The following is an 18,518-nucleotide window of genomic DNA, read 5'->3' as shown; positions in this document are numbered from 1 at the left end:
CGCGAAGTCGGCTCGCCGGTCTGCCCCGCACGAACCGCTGGCAAGAATCATACGGGATCGGCCGCGCGTAGGTTCTGCGGGGCAGCGGAGGCGGGCGGGCCGCCGGTCGGTAGCACACCCCGAGGTGGAAAGACGCGGCACGCCGCTCGCCGTCCACACTCCCGTGGATCGTCCACAGCCCAGGCCGGGCCGCGCGACGGCGCGACCGGTACAGCGTTGGATCGCGCCATGACCCGAACCCACCCACTGCGTCGCGCCGCGATCACCCTGCTGATGGCGCTCCTATCGATCGCCGCGCTGGTCGAACGGGCGGACGCGGCGTCCTCGCGCTACGACTGGCCGCTGGCCGGGAACCCGACGGTCTCGAGGGAGTTCGATCCGCCCGACAAGCCGTGGCTCCCGGGACACCGCGGAGTCGACCTTGCGGTGTCGCCCGGCGCCACGGTCCTCGCTGCGGGGGACGGCGTCGTCGCGTTCGCGGGAGAGGTCGCGGGCAAACCGGTCGTGTCCATCGACCACCCCGACGGCATCCGCACGACGTACGAGCCGGTGGTGGCCTCCGTGAGCGCGGGCGCCCCCGTGACGCGAGAACAGCCGATTGGCGTCCTGCAGGCCGCGCATCCTGAGTGCGCAGCGGCGGCGTGCCTGCACTGGGGAGCCCGTCGCGGCGAGCGGTACCTCGACCCGCTGAGCCTGCTGCGACCACGTCGCGTCCGGCTGCTGCCGCTGTAGTAGGGTGTTCCCACAACCATCACGACCGGCTGAGGGACAGGCCCGCTGACGCCGGGGCAACCACCTTCGACACGCAAGATCGAAGGCCGGTGCCAAGTCCTGCGGTAGCCCTCGGGCTGACCGGCAGATGGGTTGCGCCAGGCCGCGGCCGGCGCGATTGCACCTGGTCGATCCGCATGGCGTCGTGCCCTTCGACCGAGAGGTGCCACACCATGACTCAGCAGCACTCCCCCGTGACCCGCGCCGTCCGCGCCGGGCTGGAGTCCGACACCCAGCACGGGGCCGTCGTCCCGCCCCTGCACCTGTCGAGCAACTTCACCTTCGCCAGGTTCGGCGAGCCCCGCCAGTACGACTACACGCGCAGCGGCAACCCGACCCGAGACCAGCTGGGCGGCGCGATCAGCGATCTGGAGGGCGGGGCCGGCGGGATCATCACCGCCACCGGCATGGGGGCCATCACGGTCGTCCTGCACGCGCTGCTCTCCCCCGGCCAGCGGATCCTCGCCCCGCATGACTGCTACGGCGGCACCTGGCGGCTGCTGGACTCGCTCGGCGAGAAGGGCGCTTTCGACGTGGACCTCGTGGACTTCACCGATCCCCGCGCCCTGGACGCGGCGCTCACGGCGCAGCCCGCGCCGAGCGTGGTGTGGATCGAGACGCCGTCCAACCCCCTGTTGCGGATCACCGACGTGGCCGACGTCGCGCGGCGCGCGCACGAGGTGGGCGCCACCGTCGTCGCCGACAACACCTTCCTGTCACCGGTGCTGCAGCGCCCGATCGAGCTGGGCTGCGATGTGGTCGTCCACTCGACTACCAAGTACCTCAACGGGCACAGCGACGTGGTCGGCGGCGCCATCGTCTCGGCGACGCCCGAGCTGCATGAGCAGATGGCCTACTGGTCGAACACGATCGGCATCACGGGCAGCCCGTTCGACTCCTTCCTGACGCTGCGTGGACTTCGTACGCTCGCCCCCCGGATGCGGGCGCACCAGGACGGCGCGGCAGCCGTTGTCGACGCGCTTTGTGCGCACCGGGCGGTCGCGCAGGTGAACTACCCGGGGCTGCCGAGCCATCCGGGTCACGAGATCGCGGCGCGGCAGCAGGATGGATACGGCGCCATGCTGTCGTTCGAGCTCGCCGGCGGCACGTCCGCGGTGCGGGCGTTCCTGGACGGCCTCGCGCTGTTCAGCCTCGCCGAGTCGCTGGGTGGCGTGGAGTCACTCGTGGCGCACCCGGCGACCATGACGCATGCCTCGATGACCGCGGAGGCCCGCGCGGTCGCCGGGATCAGCGACGGGCTGCTCCGGCTCTCGGTGGGTATCGAGGATCCGGCGGATCTGGTCGCGGATCTGACCGCCGCTCTCGATCGGGCGGCCGCGATCGGCTAGGCGCGCGGGTGGGCCTGGTTGAACGCGGCACGCAGCCGCTCGACCGAGACGTGCGTGTAGATCTGGGTGGTGGCCAGCGAGGCGTGTCCCAGCAGCTCCTGCACCGAGCGCAAGTCCGCGCCGCCCTCGAGCAGATGCGTCGCCGCGCTGTGCCGCAGGCCGTGCGGACCGATGTCCGGGGCTCCGTCAACGGCGCTCGCGGCCCGATGCACGATCCGGCGGACCTCCCGCTGGTCGATCCGGCCGCCTCGGACGCCGAGGAACAAGGCGGTCGTCGTCCGGCTGGAGACCAGGCCCGGCCGGCCCTGGCGTAGGTAGCCCTCGAGCGCCGCGCGGGCCGGCGACCCGATCGGCACGCTGCGCTCCTTGTCACCCTTGCCGAGCACGCGCAGCAGCACCCGGGCCGCGTCGTAGCTGTCGAGGTCCAGCCCGACCAGCTCGCTGACCCGGATCCCCCCGGCGTACAGCAGCTCGAGCATCGCGCGGTCGCGCAGCGCCACGGGATCATCGCCCTCGATCGAGTCGACCAAGCCGGCGGCCTGCTCCTGGCTGAGCACCTCCGGCAATGCGCGGCGCGCGGAAGGTGAGGCCAGCCGGGGCCCGGGATCGGCGTCTATCAGACCCTTGGCCGCCGCCCACGAGGTGAACGACCGGGCGCTCGCCGCCCGGCGGGCCAGAGTGCTGCGGGAGGCACCCATGGTGCGCGATTTGGCCAGCCAGGAGCGCAGCACACCTAGGTCGAGTGCGCTCACGGACTCGCCCGACATGCGCACCAGATGATCAAGCAGGCCGCGGACGTCCGAGATGTAGGCCTTGACGGTGTGCGCGGACACCGCACGCTCGAGCGTCAGGCTCCGCTCGTACTGGCCCAGCACGCGGGCCAGATCGTCCGGAAGGTCGAACTCGTCCACTCGCCTACCGTGACCAGCGGTCCCGGCCGCGTCCAAACCGACGCGCCGCCAGCGTCCTGGATCGTTATGTACCGAGCTGGTTAATCCCTAACTGCGGGGGATGAGCCGCCATCGCCCGTCATGCTGCTCGATGAGGCCCATCATCTCGAGCACGATCAGCCCGCGTAGCGCCTCGGAGGCGGAGGTCGCGGCCACGCCGGCGATGGAGTCGGCTGGTACCGCGCGGCGCGCGGGGACTGCATCGAGCAGCCGTTTCAGCCCCGGATCGAGGTCATCACCTACACGGTCGGGCGCGCGCTCGAGCGGCGCGAGGTCGACGCCCGCTGCCCCGACGGCGTCCAGCACGTGCGCGGTGCTGCCGACTGCGATCACCGACTCCTCCCGCAGCATCTGCAGACAGCCGGCCGAGGCGGCCGAGGTAACGGGCCCTGGGACCACCATGACTGCCTTGCCCATCTCTCGAGCGCGAGCAGCCGTCGACCGCGCACCGCTGCGCAGCGCGGCCTCGACCACCACGGTGCCGGTCGAGAGCCCGGCGATGAGCCGGTTGCGGATCAGAAAGCGCTGCTTCATCGGCGCGGCCCCGGGCGGGAACTCGCTGATCAACGCGTGGCGCCGCGCGATCTCGTCGAGCAGGTGCGCGTTTCCCTTCGGGTAGACCCGGTCCACTCCCCCGGCCAGCACCGCGACCGTGACGCCGTTCGCGGCCAGGGCGGCGCGGTGCGCGGCGGCGTCGATCCCGAACGCGCCACCACTGATCACCGCCACCCCGCGCTCGGCGAGACCGTACGAGATCTCCCCCGCCACCAGCTCTCCGTAGCTGCTCGATGCGCGGGCACCGACCACCGCCACGGCTCGCTCGAGCATCGGCGTGAGCGGGGCGCTGCCGCGGACCCACAGCGCCAACGGCGGGACGACCCGCACCTCGCCGCCGGCGGACGCCGCCGCCATGGGCTCGAGCACCTCACCCGGCCAGTCGTCGTCCTCGGGGATCACGAACCGGCCCCCGGCCCGGTGCACGAGATCGAGATCGTGCAGGCTGCGGTCCTCGCCGGCGCGAGCACCGACGGCGTGCTGCAGGCGGGACGGCGCATCTCCCGCCCGCAGCTGGGCCGCCACCTCGACCGCGCCCAGCGAGCACACGTAGGCCCACAGCTCGCGGCTGCCGGGCTCACAGGCGCGACTGAGCCAGGCGTACGCCGCGCGCGGGGAGCCGTCGCCGACCTGCCGGAGCCCGTTCATGCCGCCACCCCGCGGAGCCGCTGCCGGAACGCGAGCGCCTCGGCAATGTCGTCGAACGCCGGTTGCTCGTGCCCGGCGAGGTCCGCGATCGTCCAGGCGACGCGCAGGACACGTTCGTATCCGCGGCCGGTCAGCCGTCCCGCGTCGTATGCCTTCGCGAGGATGTCGCGGCTGGTCCCCTGGGGCTGCCAGTGACGGCGCAACGTCTTGCTGGCGACCTCGGCGTTCAGCCGGCCGGTCCATCGGGCCGCGGCTCGCTCGCGTGCGGCGGTGACCCGCTGCGCCACGGCCGCGCTCGGTTCCTCGGCACCGGAGTGGTCCAGAAGCGCACCGCGGGCCGGCGGCAGCAGGTCGACCAGGAGGTCGACACGGTCCAGCAACGGGCCCGAGAGCCGGGACTGGTAGCGACGGCGCACGATGCTCGTGCAGACGCACGTGCCCGACGCCGCCGCGCACGGGCACGGGTTGGCGGCCAGAACGAGCTGGAAACGCGCCGGGAAGGTGTAGCTGCCCACGGCGCGATGCACGGTGACCGTGCCCGATTCGAGCGGTTGGCGGAGCTGGTCGAGCACGTGTGCGGCGAACTCCGGCGCCTCGTCGAGGAACAGCACGCCGCGGTGGGCGCGGCTCACGGCCCCCGGCCGCACGACCGGCGAGCCCCCACCGATCAGCGAGACCGGGCTGGCGTTGTGGTGGGGGTCCTCGAACGGCGGCCAGGTCTGCAGCGGATAGTCGGGATCGATGCTCCCGCTGACGGACCGGATCGAGGTGACGACCAGAGCGTCCTGCTCGGTCAGCGCTGGCAGGATGCCTGGCAGCCGCTGCGCGAGCATCGTCTTGCCGGCGCCCGGGGGACCGCCGAGCATCAGATGATGCCCGCCGGCAGCGGCGATCTCCAGCGCCCGCTTGCCGACCGGCTGTCCCTTCACGTCGGCCAGGTCCGGCAAGTGTGGCGGACGGGCCGGGGCTGCGGGCCGGATCGTCTCGACCGCGTGGTCGTGGCCGCAGTACATGCGATACAACTCGTTCAGCGACGGCGCGCACAGCACTTCGAGGTCGATCTCGGAGCCGAGCGAGATCGACGCCTCGGCCCGGTTCGCCAACGGCAGCACGACCCGCCGGGCACCGGCGCGGGCTGCGGCCAGCAGTACCGGCAGCGCTCCGCGCACCGGGTGCAGGCGTCCGTCGAGGCCGAGCTCGCCAAAGAAGACGGTGTCCTCGACACGCGACTTCTCGACCTTCTCGTCGAGGACCAGCATGGCCATCGCGAACGCCAAATCGAAGGCACTGCCCTGTTTTCGGACGTGCGCCGGCGACAGATTGAACACGATCTTGCGGGTCTGCCACTCATACCCTTCGCAGCTGGCGAGGGCCGACCGCATCCGGGTGAACGATTCGCGGACCGCGGTGTCGGGTAGCCCGAGGATGCGCGAGTCCTGGGGCGAGCCGGGGCTCAGCCCGCACTCGACCCCGACCGGGATGCCGGTGACACCGTCGATGGTCATCGAGGACACCGCGGCGATCTTGACCCCGTTCATCCCAGCGCTCCTCGCAGGTGCTCCACGACCGGCCGGTAGCCACGGGGGGCCATCACCGACACGACGTCATAGCGGACCCGCTCGGCGCCGACTCGGTGCTGCCGGCGGAATATCGTGGCGAGCCGATAGATGCGTTCGACCTTCGCCGGGGTCAACGCCTCCATCGGCGTGCCGAACCGGTTGGACGAGCGGGTCTTCACCTCGCAGATCACCAGCGTCGATCCCTCGATCGCCACGATGTCGATCTCCCCCGCGTCACACCGCCAGTTGCGGGCCACGATCCGCAGTCCGGACCGTTCGAGCTCCGCGGCGGCGAGATCCTCGCCCAGACGGCCGAGGTCATCCTTGAGCGCCATCTCGCACCCTCCCTTCCTCGCCGTAGAGAGTGCCCGCACGGGCCAGGTGCCGGGGCCGGCGCACCGGTGCTGTGGAGCGCCCACGGCACCTGTGGACGAGAACGCGATCCAATGGCGGAATCGAGGGTGTGGTGTGCTAGCGCCCGACGAGCGGGGAACCACGGCGCACGAGTCACGGTCGGAAGGGTCCTCGAACCCTCAGCACGGACGGGACCCAGTCGACATGATGCCCAGGCGCCACCGCGGCATGAAGACCGCAGCGATCATCGCCACCGGGGCGACGGTCGCTGCGGCTCTCTATATCTGGTGGGTGCTCGGCCGCAGCGGCGTGGGGAGCTCGGCACGGTTCGACAGCCTGTTCGCGGCCCGGTGGACTCCGTGGCTCCCGGCGGCGGCTCTGGTGCTGCTCGCCCTCACCCTGCTGGCCTGGGCAGCGCTGCTGTCGGCGGGTGCGACGCGTCGCATCACCGTCGCATTCGCCGCGCTCTCTCTCGTGGCCGGCGTCCCCGCCATCGCGCTGCTGATCCCGGACGAGCGTCGAGTCGCGGTCGAGCACTGGTCGTGCTCGCTGGAGACCTTCGTCCAGTCCCGGGAGGATCTCGCGCACTGCACATCGCGCAGCTCCACCCGTCACTCGCACGCGCTCGTGGCAGAACGCCGCGACTCCGAGCCGATCGACACCTTCGAGTCAGGGTCCGCCCTGGACCTGCCCAGTGGCGCCTTTCCCGTCGTGGCGCAGCTGTCGGCCGATCGCGCAGCACGCAGCGTCTTCGTCTACGAGCAGGACGGCGAGGACTTCCGGCTCGCCACGACCTTCTCGGCCATGACGAACCGGCCGATGGGTGAGCGTTCCTGGGAGCGCGAGATCGAGGTACGTGCGGGAACCTCCACCTGGCACATCGTGGAGTACGTCAGTGCGAATCCGCCGGTCGAGTCGGCGTCCATCAGCTTCACGATGCTCGACTGCGACGGGCAGATCCCGGATTCGCTCGATCCCGATGCGTGCCGCGTCGTCGAGAACCCCTGGACCGTCCAGTTCAGCAACACCCTGCACCCGGCGCGGCAGCCCGAGGCGTGGGACGACGGTCGTGCCGCAGTGTTCACGAACCTCGAGGCCACGACGTACACCTTCTGGATCGGCCTGCCGACCGAGGAGCTGAACCCGGCGCCGGACGGCGCGACGATCCTCGTCCTGCGCGAGGAGCTGTCGGATCCGGCCTCCGCAGCATTGGTGCTCGCGACCGCGGACGAGGAGGCCACCGAGAGCCGGGTGGACGTCCAGGTCGAGGACGGCTCGGGCGAGCAACGCTTCCGCGTCTATGTCTTCCCCGGCCACCAGCAGGTCGAGCCGCCAGAGCCCGGGACCGGCGGATCGGGCTGAGCAGGGCTACGGGACCTCGAGGTCGGGCTTGTCGAGCTCCTCGACGTTGACGTCCTTGAAGGTCACCACGCGAACGTTCTTCACGAACCTGGCGGGGCGGTGGATGTCCCAGACCCAGGCGTCCTGCAGCTGCAGCTCGAAGTACACCTCGCCGCCGGCGTTGCGCACCTGCAGGTCGACGGAGTTGGCGAGATAGAAGCGGCGCTCGGTCTCGACCACGTAGCTGAACTGGCGGGCGATGTCCTTGTACTCGCGGTAGAGCTGCAGCTCCAGCTCGGTCTCGTACCGCTCGAGGTCTTCTGCGCTCATCGGGTCGCCTCCTCCGCCAGCGCGTGCTCCACCGGCCCATCGAGCCACGTCGCCTGCGAGTTAACCACACGGTGGCGGCGCACGTTCGCGTATCGCAGCCGGTGCTGGGAAGAGGGCCCGTGCTCCCGCAGCGCCTGCTCGTGCATCGCCGTCCCGTAGCCCTTGTGCACATCGAAGCCGTACTCGGGAAACTGCCGGGCGAGCTCTCGCATCCGCCGGTCACGCGTGACCTTCGCCAGGATGCTCGCCGCGGCGATCGAGCACGACACCCGATCGCCCTTCCACACCGCGAGCGTCGGCACGGAGAGCCCGTCGACGGGGAAGCCGTCGGTAAGGGTGTACGCGGGCTCGATCCGCAGCCCGCGGACGGCGCGGCGCATGGCCTGCAGGTTGGCCACGTGCAGCCCGATGCGGTCGACCTCGTCCGGTTCGATGCTCACCACCTGCCAGGCCAGCGCCCGCCCCACGATCTCGTCGTAGAGCTGCTCTCGGGTCGCCTCGGTGAGCAGCTTGGAGTCGGCCAGCCCCGCGATCTGCCCCCGGCGTCCGGCGGGCAGGATGCAGGCGGCTGCGGTAAGCGGTCCTGCGCACGCGCCCCGGCCGGCTTCGTCGGCGCCCGCGACGATGCGGAATCCGGCTCGGGCCAGCACCGTCTCCATCGGGACGAAGGCCTCGTGCGCGGCGTGGCGCAGCACGTAGCGGGGAGGGGCGAGGTCGGCTACCGCGTACACCGGTCACGCTCCCGTTCCCGGCGAGCCACCTGCAGCCCGCTCAGCGGTGCGACGAAGACCAGTGCCAGCACCGGCGGGTGGAGGGCCAGGCTGAGCGGGCCGGCCGCGGCGTTCTGGGTCTGCGGGTTCTCGCTCGAGAGCCATTCGAACCGGTCGAACGGAAAGAGGATCACGAAGGCGCGACCGACCACGGAGTCGACGGGAATGGTGCCCTGGTACTGGTCGTCGATGTGGGCGCGGGAGTCCGCCGACGCGTTGCGGTGGTCGCCCATCACGAACAGCCGGTCCTCGGGCACGGTTACCGGCCCGAAGTCACGCAGCGCGTACGCAGCTGTCGGGGGCTGCCCGTCGAGGAAGACGTAGGGCTCCTCCAGCGGCTGGCCGTCGACCATCACCCGGCCCTCGGCGTCGCAGCACGAGACGGTCTGGCCCTCGGTGGCGATCACCCGCTTGACGAGGTCCCGCTCGGCGGGCGGCGCCGCCCCGACCATCCGCTTGAGCCACAACCAGGCCTGGCCGAAGGGGTCGTCCGGCTCGTCCACCTGGACCTCGGGCTCCCAGCCGCTCGGGGACTGGAACACGACGATGTCACCGGGCTCGGGATCGGAGAACCAGTAGCTCATCCGGTTCACCAGGATCCGGTCGCCGGTGCAACCGGGACAGCCGTGCAGGGTCTGCTCCATCGAGCCTGACGGGATCCAGAAGGCCTGCACGACGAAGGACTTCAGCAGCACCGCGATCACGAACGCGATCGCGAGCATGATCGGGAGCTCCTTGAGCCACTGCACGAAGCCGCTGCGGCGCTTGGTCGCGGGCTCGTCGTCCTCCGGTGGGGCGCCTGCGCCGCCGCCGTCAGGATCCTGCTCGGACTCGACCCGCGGCTGCGGGTCGACGAACTCGTCGTCGCGCCCGGCAGGTTCGTTCGTGCTCATCGGATCCAAGGGTAGGCGACCGGCGGCGTGCGGCTCGTCAGGCGCCCGGGTCAGAAAGGACATCGGACGACGAAGCGCGGACCAGCCGGCGGCCGGTCCGCGCTTCCTGAAGCATGCGCTACTTGAAGCGACGCTCCTTGATCTTGGCGGCCTTGCCGCGCAGGTTGCGCAGATAGTAGAGCTTGGCGCGGCGGACGTCGCCGCGGGTCATGACCTCGATGGCCTCGATGACCGGGGTGTGCACCGGGAAGGTGCGCTCGACGCCGACGCCGGAGGAGATCTTGCGGACGGTGAAGGTCTCGCGGGCGCCCGCGCCGTGACGGCGGATGACGACGCCCTGGAAGTCCTGGATGCGCGAGCGGGTGCCCTCGATGACCTTCACGCGCACCTTCAGGGTGTCGCCGGGGCGGAACTCGGGGATGTCGTCGCGCAGCAGCTCGCGGTCGAGATCGTCGAGGACGTTCATGTCTGTCGCTTCCTTCGTCTTGCGTACATGTGATGCTCATGCCGGGGCCTCGAGCATCGAAGTCTGGTGGCTGCCGGGCCGGGGCGTCGAGCGCACTTCTGGCCAAAGGCAACCTGTCTAGTGTGCCTTATCGGGCCGGCTTAGGGAACACCGACCCCCGGAAGCCGGCGCGTGACCTTCACTACCCGGCCTGCTCGACGTCCTCGAGAACCGCCAGGTCATGCGAGTCGAGCAGCGCTCGATCGTAGGCGGCGAGCAGGTCCGGGCGCCTGCGCGCGGTACGCCGAAGTGACTCGTCGCGGCGCCAGCGTTCGATCGCGGCGTGGTTCCCCGAGCGCAGCACGTCGGGCACGGCCAGCTCGCGCCACACCTCGGGCCGGGTGTACGACGGGCCCTCGAGCAGTCCGTCGGCGTGCGAGTCCAGCCGGGCCGAGTCCCGGTTTCCCAGGACGCCGGGGAGCAGCCGGGCGATCGCCTCGACCATCACGAGGACGGCGACCTCTCCCCCGGCGAGCACATAGTCACCGATCGACAGCTCGAGGACGCGTACCCGCCGGGCGGCGTCCTCGGCGACTCGCTGGTCGATTCCCTCGTAACGCCCGCAGGCGAAGACCAGGTGCTGCTCGCCTGCGAGCCGCTCGGCGTCACGCTGGGTGAACAGCCGCCCGGCCGGGGTCGGCACGATAAGCACCGACCCGCCGGACAGGACCTCGTCCAGGGCATCGCCCCAGACGGTGGGCTTCATGACCATGCCGGGGCCGCCGCCGTACGGCGCGTCGTCGACGCTGTGGTGGACATCGTGCGTCCAGTCGCGCAGGTTGTGGACGCCGACCGTGATGTCACCGCGGTCGATGGCCTTGCCGACCAGCGACTGCCGGAGCGGGTCGAGATACTCCGGAAAGACGGTCAGGACGTCGATCCTCACAGCTCGAGCAGTCCCTCGGGCGGGGTGAGGGTCATCGTGCGCGTGGAGCGGTCGACCGTCGGGACGATGTCCCGGACGAACGGCACGAGGATCTCCCGGCCGCGGCCGGATGCCTTGATGGCCAAGGTGTCCCCGCCCGGGCCGTGTACGACGTCGACGACCTCGCCGATCAGCTCGCCGTCCTCGGTCTGGGCCTGCATCCCGATCAGCTCATGGTCGTAGAAGTCGTCGTCATCGTCGAGCTCGGGCAGCTCGTCGATGCCGATGACGAGCATCGTGCCCTGGAGGGTCTCGGCGACCGTGCGGTCGGGCACCTCGTCGAAACCCAGCACGAGCTTCTGACCGCTGACGAATCGCTGCGAGCGCACCGTCAGCGGCCCACGCTCGGCGGGGTCGGTGCGCAGGACGGCGCCGACGGCGAAGCGCTCATCGGGCTCGTCGGTCCGGACGCCGACGTTGACCTCGCCGCGGATGCCGTGGGCCTTGCCGATCCGTCCGACGACCAGATCCATCGCTGCCCGGTCTACTCGTCGACGTCCACGACGTCGACGCGGATACCCTTGCCGCCGACCGCGGACACGACCTGGCGCAACGCCTTGGCGGTGCGTCCGCTGCGACCGATCACCTTGCCGAGATCCTCAGGATGCACCCGCACCTCGAGCACCCGGCCACGCCGAGTGGTGACCATGTCGACCTGAACGTCGTCGGGGTTCGTGACGATGCCGCGCACCAGGTGCGAGAGGGCTTCCTCGAGCACTACTTGGCTTCCTCGGCGGGGGCCTCCTCGGCCTTCGCCTCGTCAGCGGGAGCCTCGGTCTTCGGCTCCTCGGCCTTGGCCTCGTCAACCTTTGGCTCATCGGCCTTGGGCTCCGCGGCCTCGTCGGCCTTCGGAGCAGCCTTCTTCTTCGGCGTAGTGGCCTGGCCCTTGCCCGCCTCGGCATCGGCCATGGCTCCGGACAGCGCGGCCTCGTACCGGGCCTTCTTGTCCTCCGCGGCGCTCTTGGTCTTCATCGGCTCCGGGGCCGGCTCGCCCTTGAACCGCTGCCAGTCGCCGGTGACCTTCAGGATCGCGGTGACGGCCTCGGTCGGCTGCGCGCCGACGCCCAGCCAGTACTGCGCCCGCTCGGAGTCGACCTCGATGAAGGAGGGCTCCTCCTTCGGGTGGTATTTGCCGATCGTCTCGATCGAGCGGCCGTCGCGCTTGGTGCGTGCGTCGGCCACGACGATCCGGTAGTACGGGGCGCGCGTCTTGCCCAGGCGCATGAGCTTGATCTTGGTTGCCACTGTTTCCTAGTGCTCCATCTTGGTATTCGGGTCGGGACGCCCCGCGCCGCGTGGGGGTACGTGCGGGAGTGCACCGTGGTGAATCCGCGGGGCAAAGTCAGGTAGAGGGCCCGATGCGACCGCAGAAGTCAACCTGTTCATTCTGCCAGACGATGCGCCGGCAGTCAGCCCCGCACCGGCGAGACGGCACTCACGCCCGGAGCCCCGTCGCCCTCCCCGTGCCGCGCGATCAGCACGGCGACCGCCGTCATCAGCAGACCGCCGGCGGCGATCACGACGGCGGCCACTAGGAACGCGGTGCCGTACGACCTTCCGATCACCGGTGTCACCACGATCGGCCCCAGCACCTGTCCGATGCTGTAGCCGGCAGTGAGCGCCGCGGCCGCTCGCTCCACCGGCAGCCGCCGGCCCTGGCTGGTGGTGAGCATCGCGATGCCGAGGAAGGTCCCGCCGTAGAGCGCGGCGCAGACGAAGCTGGCCCAGGTCGCGTCGACGACGACAGGCAGCAGCGCGCCGATGGTCTGCAGGAGGTAGGCGCCGACGAGCACGATGCTCATCGGCACCCGCTGGGCGAGGCGCCCGTAGAGGACGGTCGCCGGAATCGCCGCCAGGCCGGCAACCACCCACACGGCCGCGCTGGGCCCCGTCCCGGTACCGACCGCGGCGACGATGAAGGTGCCGATGATGATGTAGCCCAGGCCCTCCAGGAAGTACGCGGCGAACAGCAGCTGCCAGATCAGCCTCATCGGCCGGGGCAGGCGGCGCTTGCCCGATCCCCGACGCTCAGGCGAGGACTCGGCCTCCACCGGCAACAGCCACGGCCCGATCGCCAGCAGCACGCTGATCCCCGCCGTACCCAGCCACATCTGCTGCCAGGTCAGGTGCTCGGCCAGCAGCAGCGAGAACCCGCCCATGAGCGCGATGCCGATCCCGACGCCGCCAAAGGCCATGCCCGCGGACGCCCCTTTGCCGGAGTACGCACCGAGAGTGCTGGCGATGCCGATGAACAGCACCGCGCTGGCATACCCGGCCAAGAACCGCATCGTCGTCCATCCCGCCATGCCGTCCAGCGGCACCATGAGCAACTCGGACAGCACCAGGATGATCGTCCAGACGCGGTACGTGAAGCGGGTGTTCAGCTGTGGCCAGAGGGTGAGGACGACAGCGCCGATGAGATACCCGAGGTAGTTGGCGGTGGCCACCATCGCGCCCTGCTCGCGGGTGAGCACGCCGTCGGCCATCATCAGCGGCATCAGCGGGGTGTAGGCGAACCGCCCGATGCCCATGGCGACCGTCATCCCCAGCAGGGCTTGCGCCGTCACCGATCGACCGCTGATCACCACCCGACCGTAGACCGGCGAGAGGCGCAGCGCGAGCGACTCCCCTTGCGGCGGCGAACGTGGCATCGTGGGTCCATGGCTGAGCTGATGAAGCGCGTGAAGGACAGGTCCCTCATCAAGAGTGAGGCGTACGTCGGCGGCAAGTGGGTGCACGGAACCGGCAAGAAGGCCTTCGAGGTGCGCAACCCGTCGAACGGCAAGGTGCTCGCGGAGGTTGCCGATCTCTCCCCCGAGCAGGTCGAGAAGGCGATCGGTGCGGCGGAGAAGGCATTGCCCGCGTGGAGCGCGATGACCGGCAAGGAGCGCGCCGGGATCATGCGGCGCTGGTACGACCTGATCATGGAGAACCAGGACGATCTCGGTGCCCTGATGACCTATGAGCAGGGCAAGCCGCTGGCCGAGGCCAAGGGCGAGGTGGCGTACGGCGCGTCGTTCATCGAGTGGTTCGCCGAGGAGGCGAAGCGGGTGTGCGGCGACGTCCCGGCTCCGGTCGGGCGCGATCAGCGGATCGTGGTGCTCAAGCAGCCGGTCGGCGTGTGCGCGGCGATCACGCCGTGGAACGTCCCGATCGCGATGGGCACCCGCAAGGCGGCCCCCGCGCTGGCAGCGGGCAACACGGTCGTGCTGAAGCCGGCCGGCGAGACGCCGCTGTGCGCGCTCGCCCTGGCCGAGCTCGGCGCACGCGCGGGTATCCCGGCGGGCGTGTTCAACGTGGTCACCAGCAGCAGCTCCAGCGAGGTCGGCAAGGTCATGTGTGAGTCGCAGGTGGTGCGCCACCTGTCGTTCACCGGCTCCACGGCTGTCGGCCGGATCCTCATGGAGCAGTGCGGTCAGACGGTCAAGCGCCTTGCCCTGGAGCTCGGTGGGCACGCCCCGTTCATCGTCTTCGACGACGCAGACCTCGATGCCGCGGTCGACGGCGCGATCGCGTCGAAGTACCGCAACGCCGGGCAGACCTGCGTGTGCGCGAACCGGATCTATGTGCACCGCGACGTCCACGACGCCTTCGTCGAGAAGCTAGCCGGCAAGGTGCGCCGGATGAAGGCCGGCGACGGGTTCGGCAAGGACGTCGTCATCGGCCCGATGATCAGCCAGGACGCCGTGGACAAGGTCCGCGAGCACGTCGACGACGCCGAGGCCAAGGGCGCGAAGGTGGTCGCCGGATCGCTACCTCCCAAGGGCAAGCAGGTCGTCGAGCCGATCGTGATCACGGGGGCCACGCACGAGATGCAGATAGCCCACGAGGAGACCTTCGGGCCGGTGGCCCCGGTGTTCGTCTTCGACACCGATGACGAGGTCGTCGAGCTCGCCAACGACAGCGAGTTCGGTCTGGCGTCGTATGTCTACACGAACGACCTCAACCGGTACTGGCGGATCAGCGAGCGGCTGGAGTACGGCATCGTCGGCATCAACACCGGCATCGTCTCCAACGAGGTCGGGCCCTTCGGCGGAGTCAAGCAGTCCGGGTTCGGGCGCGAAGGATCCCGGCACGGCATCGAGGAGTACCTGGAGATGAAGTACCTCTGCCTCGGACGCGTCACCGACCGGTAGACCCAAGTCCACACCGGATGCGTACGTCGCTACGCTCGCTGGCATGACTGAGGCGAACCAGATCAAGGCCGTGCTGTGGGACTTCGGCGGCGTCATCCTCTCCAGCCCATTCGAGGCCTTCAACCGGTACGAGTCGGAGCGCGGCCTGCCCGCGGACTTCGTGCGGACGGTGAACACGCACGACCCGGATGCCAACGCGTGGGCGCGTCTGGAGCGCTCCGAGCTCAGCCACGAGGAGTTCGACGAGGCCTTCGCCGCCGAGTCGAAGAAGCTCGGACACGAGATCCGCGGCGCGGACATCCTGGCGCTGCTCGCCGGCGAGGTGCGTCCGCAGATGGTCGCCGCGCTCGATGCGGTCAAGGCGGCCGGATACAAGATCGCCTGCCTGACGAACAACGTCATGAAGAAGCAGGACGGTCTGGACCCGACCGCGAACGAGCGCGAGGACGTCAAGCCGATCATGGCGCGCTTCGACGCGGTCGTGGAGTCCAGCAAGGTCGGCTATCGCAAGCCGGAGCCGAAGTTCTACGAGACTGCGTGCGAGCTGCTCGGCGTGCAGCCCGACGAGTGCGTGTATCTCGACGACCTCGGCATCAACCTCAAGCCCGCCAAGGCGATGGGGATGCAGACGATCAAGGTCGGCGACCCGGACGTCGCGCTCGGCGAGCTGGAGGCAGTCCTCGGGATCACACTGCGCTGAGTGCCTGCCGGGACCACAATGGAAGGACACCGCAGTCAGCTGGAGGCAACCGTGCCACATCGAGTCACCCGCGCCCTCGCCGCCGTGATCGGCGGCACCGCCCTGCTGCTCTCGGGCTGCAACTCGGACGCCGACACCGACACGCCGCCCGCCGCCAGCAGTGCGGCCGCGGATTTCATCGAGGTGCATGATCTCGAGGGCAAGAGCACCAAGGAGATCATCACCGAGCTCGACAAGACCGACGAGGATCTCATGACGCAGCTCGTCGGCTCAGTGCGCTACGACGTCGTCGAGCTGACCGACGGCGAGACCGCGGAGACGGTGAGCCTGCCGATCGAGGACGAGTTCTACCTCTCGATGGCGCCGTATGTCGACAAGACCCACGAATGTTACTACCACAACCTGGCCTCCTGCCAGGGCGAGCTGGTCGACCAGCAGCTGGACGTCACGATCACCGCCGACGACGGCGAGGTGCTCGTCGACGAGACGGTCACCACCTACCAGAACGGCTTCGTCGGGTTCTGGCTGCCGCGCGACATCGCGGGCACGATCAGCGTGTCGTACGACGGCAAGTCGGTCGAGGCGCCGTTCGCCACCGGCGCCGACGACCCGACGTGCGTCACCACGCTCCAGCTGAGCTAGGCCCAGGAACGCCCTCGACTCCTGCTCAGTAGGCGCGGGAGACGACCGCGATGGCGCCGTCCTCGTCGTCGGACTCGGGGATCTCGCCGTCCGGGCGCACGAGGCAACGGACCGTGATCGCCGACTCGGCGAGCTTCTTCTCCCCCTCGACCCCGAGCGTGGCCCACGGGATGCGCGCGAACCCGGTCTGCGCAGCCTCCCGCGCCTCGTCGATGGTCTTGACGTCCGAGGTCTTCTCGTCACGTCGCGCGACGGCCTCGTCGTACAGCGCCTGCTGATCGGCATCGAGTGCGCTCAGGCAGTAGCCCGCCACGGCGTCCAGCCCCACCGGCTCCTTGCCGCCGACGATCCGTCGCGCGACGGTGACCTTGCTCTCTGCGACGTCGCGTGGGCCGACCTCTATGCGCAGCGGGATGCCCTTGAGCTCGGCGTCCACTGCGCGGCGACCGAACGGCGTGTCAGTGCGGTCGTCGAGCTCGGCGCGGACGCCGGACCTGGTGAGCTCGGAGACGATCGAGTGCGCGGCCTCCGAGACCCCCTCGCCGTCCTTGACCACCATGACGAGCGCCTGGACCGGGGCGAGGTGCGGCGGGATCCGCAGGCCGTTGTCGTCACCGTGCGTCATGATCAGGCCTCCGATCATGCGGGTCGAGGTGCCCCAGGACGCCGTCCAGCAGGTCTCTTGCTTGCCGTCCGCCGACAGGTACTTGATGCCGAAGGCATTGGCGAAGTTCTGGCCCAGCTCGTGCGAGGTGCCCATCTGCAGCGCCTTGCCGTCGCGCATCATCGCCTCGAGTGCGAGCGTGTTGATGGCGCCGGCGAACCGCTCGGCGTTGGTCTTGCGGCCCCGGATCACCGGCATCGCCAGCACCTTGACCATGAAGTCCTCGTAGACCTCGCGGTGGATTCGAGCGGCGTACGCCGCGGCGTCCTCGCGGGTGGCGTGCGCGGTGTGCCCCTCCTGCCACAGGAACTCGCTGGTGCGCAGGAACACCCGCGGACGCAGCTCCCACCGGACCACGTTCGCCCACTGGTTCAGCAGCAGCGGCAGATCGCGATAGGAGTTGATCCACTTGGCCATGAACTCGCCGATGACCGTCTCGGAGGTCGGCCGGACGACGACGGGCTCCTCGAGCTGCTTGCCACCGGCATGGGTGACGACGGCGAGCTCGGGGCTGAAGCCCTCGACGTGCTCGGCCTCACGGGTCAGATAGGACTCGGGGATGAACAGCGGGAAGTAGGCGTTCTTCGCGCCGGCGGCCTTGATGCGGTCGTCCATCTCGCGCTGCATGCGCTCCCAGATGGAGTATCCGTACGGGCGGATCACCATCGTGCCGCGAACCGGTGCGTTGTCGGCCATCTCTGCCTTGGCGATGACATCTTGATACCAACGAGGGAAGTCGTCGGACTGCGGGGTGAGAACGCTCTTGGCCATGCGGACGATCGTAGTGCCTACCCAGAGGCGATCCCGCTCACATCGCCTCGCCCACTACATGGTGAGCAGCCGCACGGCGACGAGGACCATCACGACGCCGACCACGGTGTCGACCACCCGCCAGGTCGACGGCTTGCGCACGTACCGCGCGAGCACCTTCGCCCCGAATCCCAGAGCGCAGAACCACACGACGCTGGCGATCATCGCGCCCGCGCCGAAGTACCACCGCGTTCCGTCGTGCGCGTTCGCCAGCGAGCCGAGCATCAGCACGGTGTCGAGGTAAACGTGCGGGTTGAGGAAGGTCAGCGCGAGCGTGGTCAGCGCCACCGTCTTCAGCGTGCTAGCCGGCACGGACGACGGGTCCAGCTGCTCCTTGCCCGCGGCACGGCGAAATGCCGAGAACGCCAGGAACAGCAGGTACGCCGCTCCCGCCCAGGTCAGCACGGTGAGCAGGTCGGGAACCCGCTCGACGATCGCACCGAGTCCCGCCACGCCGGCTGCGATCAGGGCGATGTCCGCAGCGGCGCAGATCAGCACCGCGACCCCCACATGGTTGCGTAGCAGGCCCTGGCGCAGCACGTAGGCGTTCTGTGCGCCGACCGCGATGATGAGCGACAGCCCGGTGAGCAGTCCGGTCAGCAGGTAGGTCACGCCC

Annotated in this window: 21 protein-coding genes and 1 riboswitch; of the genes, 6 read left to right on the top strand and 15 right to left on the bottom strand. The window is 69.9% G+C overall.

All coding sequences use genetic code 11. The features are described 5' to 3' along the window. The first annotated feature begins 228 nt into the window (after positions 1–228). Positions 229–732 carry a murein hydrolase activator EnvC gene (locus DAA40_RS15595; RefSeq protein ID WP_106850689.1) on the top strand — a complete coding sequence of 168 codons (504 nt, stop codon included), beginning with the start codon at positions 229–231 and terminating at the stop codon, positions 730–732. 13 nt (positions 733–745) lie between these two features. Then, a riboswitch (SAM riboswitch) is annotated at positions 746–866 on the top strand. A gap of 78 nt (positions 867–944) precedes the next feature. Further along, the gene (gene metB, locus DAA40_RS15590) at positions 945–2,120 is read left to right on the top strand and encodes a cystathionine gamma-synthase (RefSeq protein WP_106850688.1); all 1,176 of its coding nucleotides are present in this window, start codon (positions 945–947) and stop codon (positions 2,118–2,120) included. Here metB and DAA40_RS15585 read toward each other — a convergent pair. From DAA40_RS15585 to DAA40_RS15570, 4 genes are all read right to left on the bottom strand, one after another. Next, complete coding sequence (locus DAA40_RS15585) at positions 2,117–3,031, bottom strand: tyrosine recombinase XerC (RefSeq protein WP_106850687.1); 915 nt, start codon at positions 3,029–3,031, stop codon at positions 2,117–2,119. The genes metB and DAA40_RS15585 overlap by 4 nt on opposite strands. 87 nt (positions 3,032–3,118) lie before the next feature. Then, positions 3,119–4,273 carry a DNA-processing protein DprA gene (dprA, locus tag DAA40_RS15580; protein ID WP_106850686.1) on the bottom strand — a complete coding sequence of 385 codons (1,155 nt, stop codon included), beginning with the start codon at positions 4,271–4,273 and terminating at the stop codon, positions 3,119–3,121. After that, entirely contained in the window at positions 4,270–5,811 is a 1,542-nt protein-coding gene (locus DAA40_RS15575; protein ID WP_106850685.1) for a YifB family Mg chelatase-like AAA ATPase, read from the bottom strand. Before DAA40_RS15575 ends, dprA begins: the two co-directional genes overlap by 4 nt. After that, positions 5,808–6,167: a YraN family protein gene (locus DAA40_RS15570; RefSeq protein WP_106850684.1), complete on the bottom strand. Its 360-nt coding sequence runs from the start codon at positions 6,165–6,167 to the stop codon at positions 5,808–5,810. Before DAA40_RS15570 ends, DAA40_RS15575 begins: the two co-directional genes overlap by 4 nt. Before the next feature lie 223 nt (positions 6,168–6,390). Between DAA40_RS15570 and DAA40_RS15565 the strand changes: the two genes are divergently transcribed. Next, positions 6,391–7,548 (top strand): hypothetical protein, encoded by a 1,158-nt coding sequence (locus DAA40_RS15565; RefSeq protein WP_158716476.1) that lies wholly within the window; start codon positions 6,391–6,393, stop codon positions 7,546–7,548. A 6-nt stretch (positions 7,549–7,554) separates the two neighbouring features. On the opposite strand, the gene DAA40_RS15560 is transcribed toward DAA40_RS15565, so the two are convergent. The 9 genes from DAA40_RS15560 to DAA40_RS15520 form a co-directional block, all read right to left on the bottom strand. Next, positions 7,555–7,857 carry a DUF2469 domain-containing protein gene (locus DAA40_RS15560; protein WP_106850682.1) on the bottom strand — a complete coding sequence of 101 codons (303 nt, stop codon included), beginning with the start codon at positions 7,855–7,857 and terminating at the stop codon, positions 7,555–7,557. After that, entirely contained in the window at positions 7,854–8,588 is a 735-nt protein-coding gene (locus tag DAA40_RS15555; protein WP_234356426.1) for a ribonuclease HII, read from the bottom strand. Before DAA40_RS15555 ends, DAA40_RS15560 begins: the two co-directional genes overlap by 4 nt. Beyond that, a complete protein-coding gene (gene lepB / locus DAA40_RS15550) occupies positions 8,576–9,520 on the bottom strand; it encodes a signal peptidase I (protein ID WP_106850681.1) in 945 nt (314 codons plus the stop codon). The genes DAA40_RS15555 and lepB overlap by 13 nt, the downstream gene beginning before the upstream one ends. A 118-nt stretch (positions 9,521–9,638) precedes the next feature. Beyond that, positions 9,639–9,986, bottom strand: a complete 348-nt coding sequence (rplS, locus tag DAA40_RS15545) for a 50S ribosomal protein L19 (protein WP_106850680.1) — start codon at positions 9,984–9,986, stop codon at positions 9,639–9,641. A 181-nt stretch (positions 9,987–10,167) separates the two neighbouring features. Then, positions 10,168–10,911: a tRNA (guanosine(37)-N1)-methyltransferase TrmD gene (gene trmD / locus DAA40_RS15540; RefSeq protein ID WP_106850679.1), complete on the bottom strand. Its 744-nt coding sequence runs from the start codon at positions 10,909–10,911 to the stop codon at positions 10,168–10,170. After that, positions 10,908–11,423, bottom strand: a complete 516-nt coding sequence (gene rimM / locus DAA40_RS15535; protein ID WP_106850678.1) for a ribosome maturation factor RimM — start codon at positions 11,421–11,423, stop codon at positions 10,908–10,910. Before rimM ends, trmD begins: the two co-directional genes overlap by 4 nt. 11 nt (positions 11,424–11,434) lie before the next feature. Further along, positions 11,435–11,668 carry an RNA-binding protein gene (locus tag DAA40_RS15530; RefSeq protein ID WP_106850677.1) on the bottom strand — a complete coding sequence of 78 codons (234 nt, stop codon included), beginning with the start codon at positions 11,666–11,668 and terminating at the stop codon, positions 11,435–11,437. Continuing rightward, on the bottom strand, positions 11,668–12,195 hold the full coding sequence (gene rpsP, locus DAA40_RS15525) for a 30S ribosomal protein S16 (protein WP_106850676.1): 528 nt from the start codon (positions 12,193–12,195) through the stop codon (positions 11,668–11,670). Before rpsP ends, DAA40_RS15530 begins: the two co-directional genes overlap by 1 nt. Positions 12,196–12,359: 164 nt before the next feature. Continuing rightward, the gene (locus DAA40_RS15520; protein ID WP_106850675.1) at positions 12,360–13,601 is read right to left on the bottom strand and encodes a YbfB/YjiJ family MFS transporter; all 1,242 of its coding nucleotides are present in this window, start codon (positions 13,599–13,601) and stop codon (positions 12,360–12,362) included. Positions 13,602–13,610: 9 nt separating this feature from the next. Between DAA40_RS15520 and DAA40_RS15515 the strand changes: the two genes are divergently transcribed. From DAA40_RS15515 to DAA40_RS15505, 3 genes are read left to right on the top strand one after another with little or no spacing between them, the layout of a single operon-like run. Further along, complete coding sequence (locus tag DAA40_RS15515) at positions 13,611–15,086, top strand: NAD-dependent succinate-semialdehyde dehydrogenase (protein WP_106850674.1); 1,476 nt, start codon at positions 13,611–13,613, stop codon at positions 15,084–15,086. Positions 15,087–15,129: 43 nt separating this feature from the next. Further along, positions 15,130–15,786, top strand: a complete 657-nt coding sequence (locus DAA40_RS15510; protein ID WP_106850673.1) for an HAD-IA family hydrolase — start codon at positions 15,130–15,132, stop codon at positions 15,784–15,786. A 51-nt stretch (positions 15,787–15,837) separates the two neighbouring features. After that, the gene (locus tag DAA40_RS15505; protein WP_199849844.1) at positions 15,838–16,428 is read left to right on the top strand and encodes a CueP family metal-binding protein; all 591 of its coding nucleotides are present in this window, start codon (positions 15,838–15,840) and stop codon (positions 16,426–16,428) included. A 25-nt stretch (positions 16,429–16,453) separates the two neighbouring features. Here DAA40_RS15505 and proS read toward each other — a convergent pair whose 3' ends face one another. Together proS and DAA40_RS15495 are read right to left on the bottom strand one after the other, a co-directional pair. After that, a complete protein-coding gene (gene proS, locus DAA40_RS15500; RefSeq protein ID WP_106850671.1) occupies positions 16,454–17,863 on the bottom strand; it encodes a proline--tRNA ligase in 1,410 nt (469 codons plus the stop codon). Positions 17,864–17,917: 54 nt separating this feature from the next. After that, positions 17,918–18,514, bottom strand: coding sequence for a LysE/ArgO family amino acid transporter (locus DAA40_RS15495; RefSeq protein ID WP_234356425.1), 597 nt, complete (start codon positions 18,512–18,514; stop codon positions 17,918–17,920). Positions 18,515–18,518: the final 4 nt, after the last annotated feature.

The organism is Blastococcus sp. Marseille-P5729 (genome assembly GCF_900292035.1).
Taxonomy (GTDB): Bacteria; Actinomycetota; Actinomycetes; order Mycobacteriales; family Antricoccaceae; genus Cumulibacter.
Note: the sequence above shows the minus strand (reverse complement) of the source record. Positions and strands in the feature narration are given on the sequence as shown.

Bases quoted from the DNA above. Each gene is read 5' to 3' on its own strand.
- DAA40_RS15595 (WP_106850689.1), top strand. From the start codon at position 229: ATGACCCGAACCCACCCACTGCGTCGCGCCGCGATCACCCTGCTGATG.
- metB (WP_106850688.1), top strand. From the start codon at position 945: ATGACTCAGCAGCACTCCCCCGTGACCCGCGCCGTCCGCGCCGGGCTG.
- dprA (WP_106850686.1), bottom strand. From the start codon at position 4,273: ATGAACGGGCTCCGGCAGGTCGGCGACGGCTCCCCGCGCGCGGCGTAC.
- DAA40_RS15575 (WP_106850685.1), bottom strand. From the start codon at position 5,811: ATGAACGGGGTCAAGATCGCCGCGGTGTCCTCGATGACCATCGACGGT.
- DAA40_RS15570 (WP_106850684.1), bottom strand. From the start codon at position 6,167: ATGGCGCTCAAGGATGACCTCGGCCGTCTGGGCGAGGATCTCGCCGCC.
- DAA40_RS15565 (WP_158716476.1), top strand. From the start codon at position 6,391: ATGATGCCCAGGCGCCACCGCGGCATGAAGACCGCAGCGATCATCGCC.
- DAA40_RS15560 (WP_106850682.1), bottom strand. From the start codon at position 7,857: ATGAGCGCAGAAGACCTCGAGCGGTACGAGACCGAGCTGGAGCTGCAG.
- lepB (WP_106850681.1), bottom strand. From the start codon at position 9,520: ATGAGCACGAACGAACCTGCCGGGCGCGACGACGAGTTCGTCGACCCG.
- rplS (WP_106850680.1), bottom strand. From the start codon at position 9,986: ATGAACGTCCTCGACGATCTCGACCGCGAGCTGCTGCGCGACGACATC.
- rimM (WP_106850678.1), bottom strand. From the start codon at position 11,423: ATGGATCTGGTCGTCGGACGGATCGGCAAGGCCCACGGCATCCGCGGC.
- DAA40_RS15520 (WP_106850675.1), bottom strand. From the start codon at position 13,601: ATGCCACGTTCGCCGCCGCAAGGGGAGTCGCTCGCGCTGCGCCTCTCG.
- DAA40_RS15515 (WP_106850674.1), top strand. From the start codon at position 13,611: ATGGCTGAGCTGATGAAGCGCGTGAAGGACAGGTCCCTCATCAAGAGT.
- DAA40_RS15510 (WP_106850673.1), top strand. From the start codon at position 15,130: ATGACTGAGGCGAACCAGATCAAGGCCGTGCTGTGGGACTTCGGCGGC.
- proS (WP_106850671.1), bottom strand. From the start codon at position 17,863: ATGGCCAAGAGCGTTCTCACCCCGCAGTCCGACGACTTCCCTCGTTGG.